This is a genomic window from Pseudomonadota bacterium (genome assembly GCA_018817425.1).
In the GTDB taxonomy this organism is placed as follows: Bacteria; Desulfobacterota; Desulfobacteria; order Desulfobacterales; family RPRI01; genus RPRI01.
The window spans coordinates 1-7008 of the sequence record JAHITX010000035.1; the positions used below are offsets into that span (position 1 = coordinate 1).

Here is a 7008-nt window from a genome sequence, read left to right on the forward strand (position 1 = left end):
GCCAGTTTCAAAACGCCCCATTTTGGCCGATCTCTGCGTTGGGCTCAAATTTCAATCCTCGAAATACTCAATGTATTCCTGTGGTTGAAATTTTCGCCCGCCTTGAGCTTGACCAAACTGAAACGTTTTGAAAGTGGCTCATGGATTTACGATTAAATGCTTGACATATTGGGGTGCTTGTTTTAATGACATTTCTGACATATGCCATTGCTGGCAGATATACTGCATGTAATTCTTTTCCTGCTGTTATTGACGGACTAATAAAAAGCACCCTGACAGCATTGTCGTATCTTAATACTACTCAAAATAGAATTTATCATGATTATAAGATCCTGCATTTATAAAAATATTTTAAAGGAGGAAAGTTTTACTATGATAAAAAAGAACATATGTATTAATGGAAAAACAATGATGGTTGTAGCTGATCCTGGTACAACACTGGCTGATACATTGCGTGAACAGTTGAAGCTTACAGGGACAAAAGTCGGTTGCGGTCAGGGGCAATGCGGTTCATGTTCGGTTATAATGGATGGAAAGGTTGTTAGGTCTTGTATCACAAAAATGAGCAGAGTACCTGAAGATGCCTGCATTACCACAATTGAGGGAATCGGTAGTCCTGAAAAACTCCATCCGCTTCAGCTTTCCTGGACAGTAAATGGCGGAGCCCAGTGCGGTTTTTGCAGTCCGGGATTCATTGTTTCGGCTAAAGGTCTTTTGGATACAAACCGGAATCCTACAAGAGATGATGTAAGAGACTGGTTCCAGAAACACAGAAATGCCTGCCGTTGTACGGGTTATAAACCTCTTGTTGATGCTGTTATGGATGCTGCAAAAGTTTTGCGCGGTGAACTGAGCGAAGATGATCTTGCTTTTAAAATGCCTGCCGATAACAGGATTTGGGGGAGCAAATATCCGCGTCCCAGTGCAATTGCAAAAGTCACCGGTGTTACGGACTTTGGAGCTGATACCAGCATTAAAATGCCTGTCGGCACACTCAGGCTTGCACTTGTTCAGGCCAAAACCTCACATGCCAACATACTTTCCATTGATACTTCAGAAGCTGAAAAAATGCCCGGAGTAGCCAAAGTTATTACTCATAAGGATGTAAAAGGCAAAAACCGGATTACCGGCTTGATTACTTTTCCTACAAACAAAGGTGATGGTTGGGATCGTCCTATACTTTGTGATGAAAAAGTATTTCAGTTCGGAGATGCCATTGCTATTGTTGCTGCAGATACGGAAGCAAATGCTAAAGCTGCGGCAGATAAAGTTAAAGTAGATCTTGAAGAGCTTCCTGCATATATGAGCGCTCCTGCGGCTATGGCGGAAGATGCCATAGAAATCCATCCCGGAACACCAAATATATATTTTGAACAAAAAATTGCCAAAGGCGGTGAGACAGCGCCTATTATGAGTTCGGCGGCACATACGGTTGAAAATGACTATTATCTGCAGCGTCAGCCCCATCTGACCATGGAACCCGATGTCGGTTTTGCATATTTTGATGAAGAAGAAAGGCTGACAATACATTCCAAAAGCATCGGCATACATCTTCACCATGCAATGATCTGTCCGGGCCTGGGTGTTGAGCCGGAAAAACTCAGAATTGTTCAAAACCCTTCAGGCGGAACTTTCGGATACAAGTTCAGCCCCACTATGGAGGCATTGCTCGGTGTAGCCGCTATGGCTGTAAATAAACCGGTTTCATTAATATATGATTATTTCCAGCATATAACTTATACCGGAAAACGTTCTCCCTTCTTTGTAAATCTTAAGTTAGGTGCCGATAGCAATGGTAAACTTCTTGCCATGGAAAGTGACTGGAGTGTTGATCATGGCCCGTATTCAGAGTTCGGCGATCTTCTTACTCTTCGTGGAGCACAGTTTATAGGAGCAGGGTACGGAATTCCGAATATCAGAGGTATGGGAAGGACAGTATGTACTAACCATGCCTGGGGTTCAGCTTTCAGGTCTTATGGTTCGCCTCAGAGCTTTTTTGCTTCTGAAAGCCTTATGGATGAATTGGCTGCAAAAATCGGAATGGATCCTCTTGAACTTCGCAGTATCAATGTTTATCGAAAAGGAGATACAACTCCAACCGGTCAGACCCCTGATGTATTAAGCCTTTCCGAAATGATTGATAAGCTTAAGCCATTGTACAAGGAAGCAGTAGAAAAAGCCAAAAAGGCATCCAAGCCTGATAAGAAAAAGGGTGTAGGAGTTTCAATCGGCATTTACGGATGCGGTCTTGATGGACCGGATGCATCCGAAATAGCTGTTGAATTAACTAAAGACGGTGTCACTTTAAGCTCCGGCTGGGAAGATCACGGACAGGGAGCCGATATCGGCGCACTTGGCACTTGCCATGAGGCGCTTTTGCCTTTGAGAATTACACCGGATAAGATCAAACTTGTGATGAATGACACGGCATTAGTTCCCAACAGCGGGCCTTCCGGCGGAAGCAGGCAGCAGGTAGTAACAGGAAACGCAATTAAAAACGGCTGTGAAATGCTGTTAAATGCGATGCGCAAAGCTGACGGATCTTACCGTACATATGATGAAATGGTGGCCGAAAATATTCCACTTAAATATTCCGGTACGTGGACGGCTTCCGTATGTACGCCCTGTGATGAAAATGCTCAGGGAGCACCATTTTCAGTTTATATGTATGGCGTTTTCATGGCCGAAGTTACCGTGGAAACGGATACCGGCAAAACTCATGTCAATAAATTCACGGTATTTGCCGATGCAGGAAAGATAAACAACCGCCTTGTAGTTGACGGCCAGATTTATGGTGGAGTTGCTCAGGGTATTGGGCTTGCTTTAACGGAAGATTTTGAAGATCTGAAAAAGCACACAAGCATGATTGCCTGCGGACTTCCTTATATCAAAGACGTTCCTGATTCAATTGATATTCATTATGTGGAAACTCCGCGTGAACACGGGCCATTTGGTGCGGCCGGTGTGGGAGAACTTCCCCTGACATCATCTCACGTTGCGGTTATAAATGCGATTGCAAATGCGACAGGTGTCAGAATTACCAAACTGCCTGCTTTACCTGAAAAAGTTTTAGCAGGATTAAAAAAATAAAAAAAGAAGGGTTCGAGGGTTCAAGGATTCGAGGGTTCGAGTGGTTGTGTAGAGACGCAAAATTTTGCGTCTCTATTCTTGACCCCTTGACCCCTTGAACCCTATTTTTATCATGGATCAAAAAGAATTAAGACTGCTTGAAAATAAATGCATTCAGGAAGAACCGCCCGAATGTATGGTTGCCTGTCCTATCCATATAGATGTCCGCTCTTTTGTGGCCAATGTATCTAAAGGAAAATGGGAAGAAGCATGGAAGACTTTAAGAAAAACCATGCCTTTTCCGGGTATTTTAGGCCGCATATGCGATGCACCCTGTAAAGATCGATGTAAACGCAAAGAGGCAGGGCAGGCGATTGAAATCGGAATGCTGGAGCGTGCCTGTGTAAAGGTACAGGCGCCTAAGCTAAAAATTATGGCCCTGCCGAAAAAAGATCATCGCATAGCAGTTGCAGGAAGCAGATTAAGCGCTCTTACAGCAGCCTGGGATCTTTCACGCAAGGGTTATAAGGTAATAATATTCGAAGACAGAGCAACACTGGCTGATGATCTTTTCACAATACCGGAAGAGATATTACCGCATGATGTAGTAAATCAGGAAATTGAAATACTGTTTTCATTGGGTGTGGAAACAGTACTAAATTATTCATTTGATGATAAATATTTTCTTAAAGATCTTTTGGCCCGCTTTGATGCCGTGTACATGGGCCCGGATTTTAATAGTTTGTCCAACTATTTTTCAGAGTGGGAGAATATTTTTACAAGAGGCTTTTTAAAATATGATAATAAATCTCCGGTATGGCAGGCTGCCGAAGGCCGCTGGGCTGCAACTTCCATAGACCGTTATTTGCAAAAAGTCTCACAAACTGCGGGAAGGGAAAAAGAAGGGCCTGTTGAAACACGGCTTTATACTAATATTGATAATATTTCTAATGTTCCGGCAGTAAAACCCAATGATGCCGAATCGGGTTATACCTGTGAAGAGGCGATTAAAGAAGCCGGCCGTTGCCTGCAATGCGAGTGCCTTGAATGCGTCAAGGTATGTTCCTATCTTGAAAAATTCGGCTCTTATCCCCGAAAATATGCTAGAGAAATTTATAATAATGCATCCATTGTAATGGGGCTGCGCCAGGCCAATAAACTGGTTAATTCATGCAGCCTTTGCGGATTATGTGAAGCTGTGTGCCCGGAAAATTTTGCAATGCAGACACTTTGCCTTGAGGCGAGAAAAGATATGGTTCAAAAAGGCAGGATGCCTGTATCGGCTCATGAGTTTGCGCTGCTTGATATGCAGTTTAGCAACAGTGAACGGTTTGCGATGGCTTTGCATGAACCGGGATATGAAACGAGCGCATATGTTTTTTCCCCGGGATGCCAGCTTTGCGCCTCTTCTCCTGAAAAAGTAAAAAACGTTTATGCGCATTTAAGAGATACGCTTACAGGTGGAGTGGGCCTTTTTCTTGGATGTTGCAATGCCCCGGCGTTTTGGGCAGGAGAAGAAGAGTTATTTGAAAAAGAATTTTTGATATTGCAAAACAAGTGGACGGAACTTGGCAAACCTCAGATTGTATTAGCCTGTTCTACCTGTTATAAGATGTTTAAGACATATCTTGATAAAGCAGATATAGTATCGCTATGGAGCATTCTTGATGAAACCGGGCTGCCGGGCGGTGCCGGCATTATAAATTCCGAAGCATTTTGTGCATTGCATGATCCGTGTACTACACGTTATGAGACAAGTATACAATCGAGTGTTCGTAACCTGTTGCAAAAGATAGGGCAGCCTTTTTCCGAGCTGACAGCAAAAAGTGAGTATGCCGAATGTTGCGGTTTTGGCGGTTTGATGCAAAATGCTAATCCGGATTTGGCTAAAACCGTTATAAAACGCCTGGCCGGGCAAAGTGATGCTGATTACATTGCATATTGTGCAGTATGCAGGGATAACCTTGCCGGAGCAGGAAAGCGAACGCTTCATATACTGGATCTGCTCTTTCCTGAAAACAACGAGCCTGATCCTGCCGCAAGAAAAAGGCCGGGTTGGTCTCAGCGGCAGGAAAACCGCCTGCGTTTAAAAGACGATTTGCTCAAAGAGTTTTGGGAAAAAGATCCGGGAGAAAAACAGGATCAAAATAAAGTTGTTTTAAATATATCTTCCAAAGTATGGCAGCTTTTGGAGGATCGCAGAATACTTGAAACGGATTTACAACAAGTAATACAGCATTCCGAAAAAAGCGGACAGAAGTTTTTTAATCCTGAAACCGGGCGTTTTAAAGCCTCATTGAAAGTGTACAATACAACTTTTTGGGTGGAATACATGCCTTTTAATAATGGATTTGAAATCTACAATGCATACAGCCACCGTATGGTAGTTTCTGGTAGGGAATAGCAATGAAAAACAATTATGCCAATCCCGATGATTTAAAATGGAAATGCAATAAATGCGATATTGTTTTATCTGTAGATACTGCAACATTAATGTATATGGGAAACAAGATAAAAGCTCAGCTTCCTATGTGTCCACAGTGCGGTTTTGTGTTTATCTCCGAAGAGCTTGCTCTGGGAAAAATGGCGGAAGTAGAGCAGATTCTTGAAGATAAATGAGCATATGAGTCTGTATCCCATTATAAGTTCTAACTTGAGCATTCTGTCATACCATCTCGAAAGCCGGAACCCAGTTGTATAATAGGGTTCAAGGATTCGAGGGGTCAAGGGTTCAAGGAAAAGGCCGTTAATAGGCTTGTCAATAATATGTGTTCTGAACTCCTAAATATCTTTATTTGCTTATGCCTTACGTCATAGCTTCTGAATTACGTTCAATTATCGGTGATGCATTAAGGCCGGGAGGTTTGACTCTTACCGAAAGAGCAGCTGATTACTGTGGGTTTTGTGCAAACGATAAAATTATAGATATTGGTTGCGGTTTTGGGGCAACTCTTAAATATCTTCACCAAAATTATGGCAGTGCGGTTTATGGTATTGATCTTAATGTTTCCGGGTTTTCCGATGGGTTTCAGTTTGTTAAGGCAGATGCACAGGAGTTACCGTTTGCAGCGGATAGTTTCAGCGGTATATTGTGTGAATGTGTGCTTTCTTTATTGCCTTTACGCAATAAAGCAATAAATGAGTTTAACAGGGTATTGCAACATGAAGGATATTTGATTGTATCGGATATTTATTTGAGAAATCCGGGAAAGGCTGAAAGAAGTACTTCTGCCGGTTCAGCCTCATGCCTGACCGGTGCAACAGGGCGTGAGGAACTTCTCGAACAAATGAGATATTCCGGATTCGAAGTTCTTTTGTGGGAGGATTGCTCTGACGCCCTGGCGCAGCTTACTGCCAAAATAGTGTGGGAGCTGGGTTCGCTTGATATGCTTATGAATTTAATGCTGCCGGGTAGTTGCTCTTCCAGATACAAGAAATGTTTGCGTGATTCAAGGCCGGGATATTTTCTGATGATTGCAAAAAAGTGGGACAAGACATTATAAATTTTATCACTATATATACATTTCATTTTATCATATTTTTTAGATGTCGGAATTCTTTACAAAATAGAATTGCAACCAATATTAATATAACATGTTATAATTATATAATATTCAATAATATATTGCGAATATACCCTCTTTTTTTGTAAAAAAACGTCGGGATACTTTACAATTATAAAATAAACCACGCCTTAGCAAAATATCACAATAACTATAATAAATAATTAGTTATTCAAATTATCAAAACAAGTGTGCCATATAATTTTGCTTACATTTGAGTATAAACAATCAATTGCAAAAGGAGCTCGTAGATTGCTTCGCAAATTAACCAAAGGGATAAACTGAAGGCGTGGAAGGGAGAGATATGATACACCAAGAGAAAGCGATGTGTTCTGAAAAGAAGACCGGTTTTCCATTGGTGTTTAATACCCGCAAA

Annotated in this window: 5 protein-coding genes; all 5 read left to right on the forward strand. The window is 42.0% G+C overall.

The window, feature by feature from the left end:
- Window positions 1–185 precede the first annotated feature (185 nt).
- Window positions 186–344 carry a hypothetical protein gene (locus KKC46_07680; GenBank protein MBU1053694.1) on the forward strand — a complete coding sequence of 53 codons (159 nt, stop codon included), beginning with the start codon at window positions 186–188 and terminating at the stop codon, window positions 342–344.
- A 28-nt stretch (window positions 345–372) separates the two neighbouring features.
- Window positions 373–3090, forward strand: a complete 2718-nt coding sequence (locus tag KKC46_07685) for a molybdopterin-dependent oxidoreductase (GenBank protein ID MBU1053695.1) — start codon at window positions 373–375, stop codon at window positions 3088–3090.
- A 112-nt stretch (window positions 3091–3202) separates the two neighbouring features.
- Window positions 3203–5473 (forward strand): 4Fe-4S dicluster domain-containing protein, encoded by a 2271-nt coding sequence (locus KKC46_07690; GenBank protein MBU1053696.1) that lies wholly within the window; start codon window positions 3203–3205, stop codon window positions 5471–5473.
- 2 nt (window positions 5474–5475) lie between these two features.
- Window positions 5476–5688 (forward strand): hypothetical protein, encoded by a 213-nt coding sequence (locus KKC46_07695; protein MBU1053697.1) that lies wholly within the window; start codon window positions 5476–5478, stop codon window positions 5686–5688.
- A gap of 182 nt (window positions 5689–5870) precedes the next feature.
- Window positions 5871–6572 carry a class I SAM-dependent methyltransferase gene (locus KKC46_07700; GenBank protein ID MBU1053698.1) on the forward strand — a complete coding sequence of 234 codons (702 nt, stop codon included), beginning with the start codon at window positions 5871–5873 and terminating at the stop codon, window positions 6570–6572.
- Window positions 6573–7008: the final 436 nt, after the last annotated feature.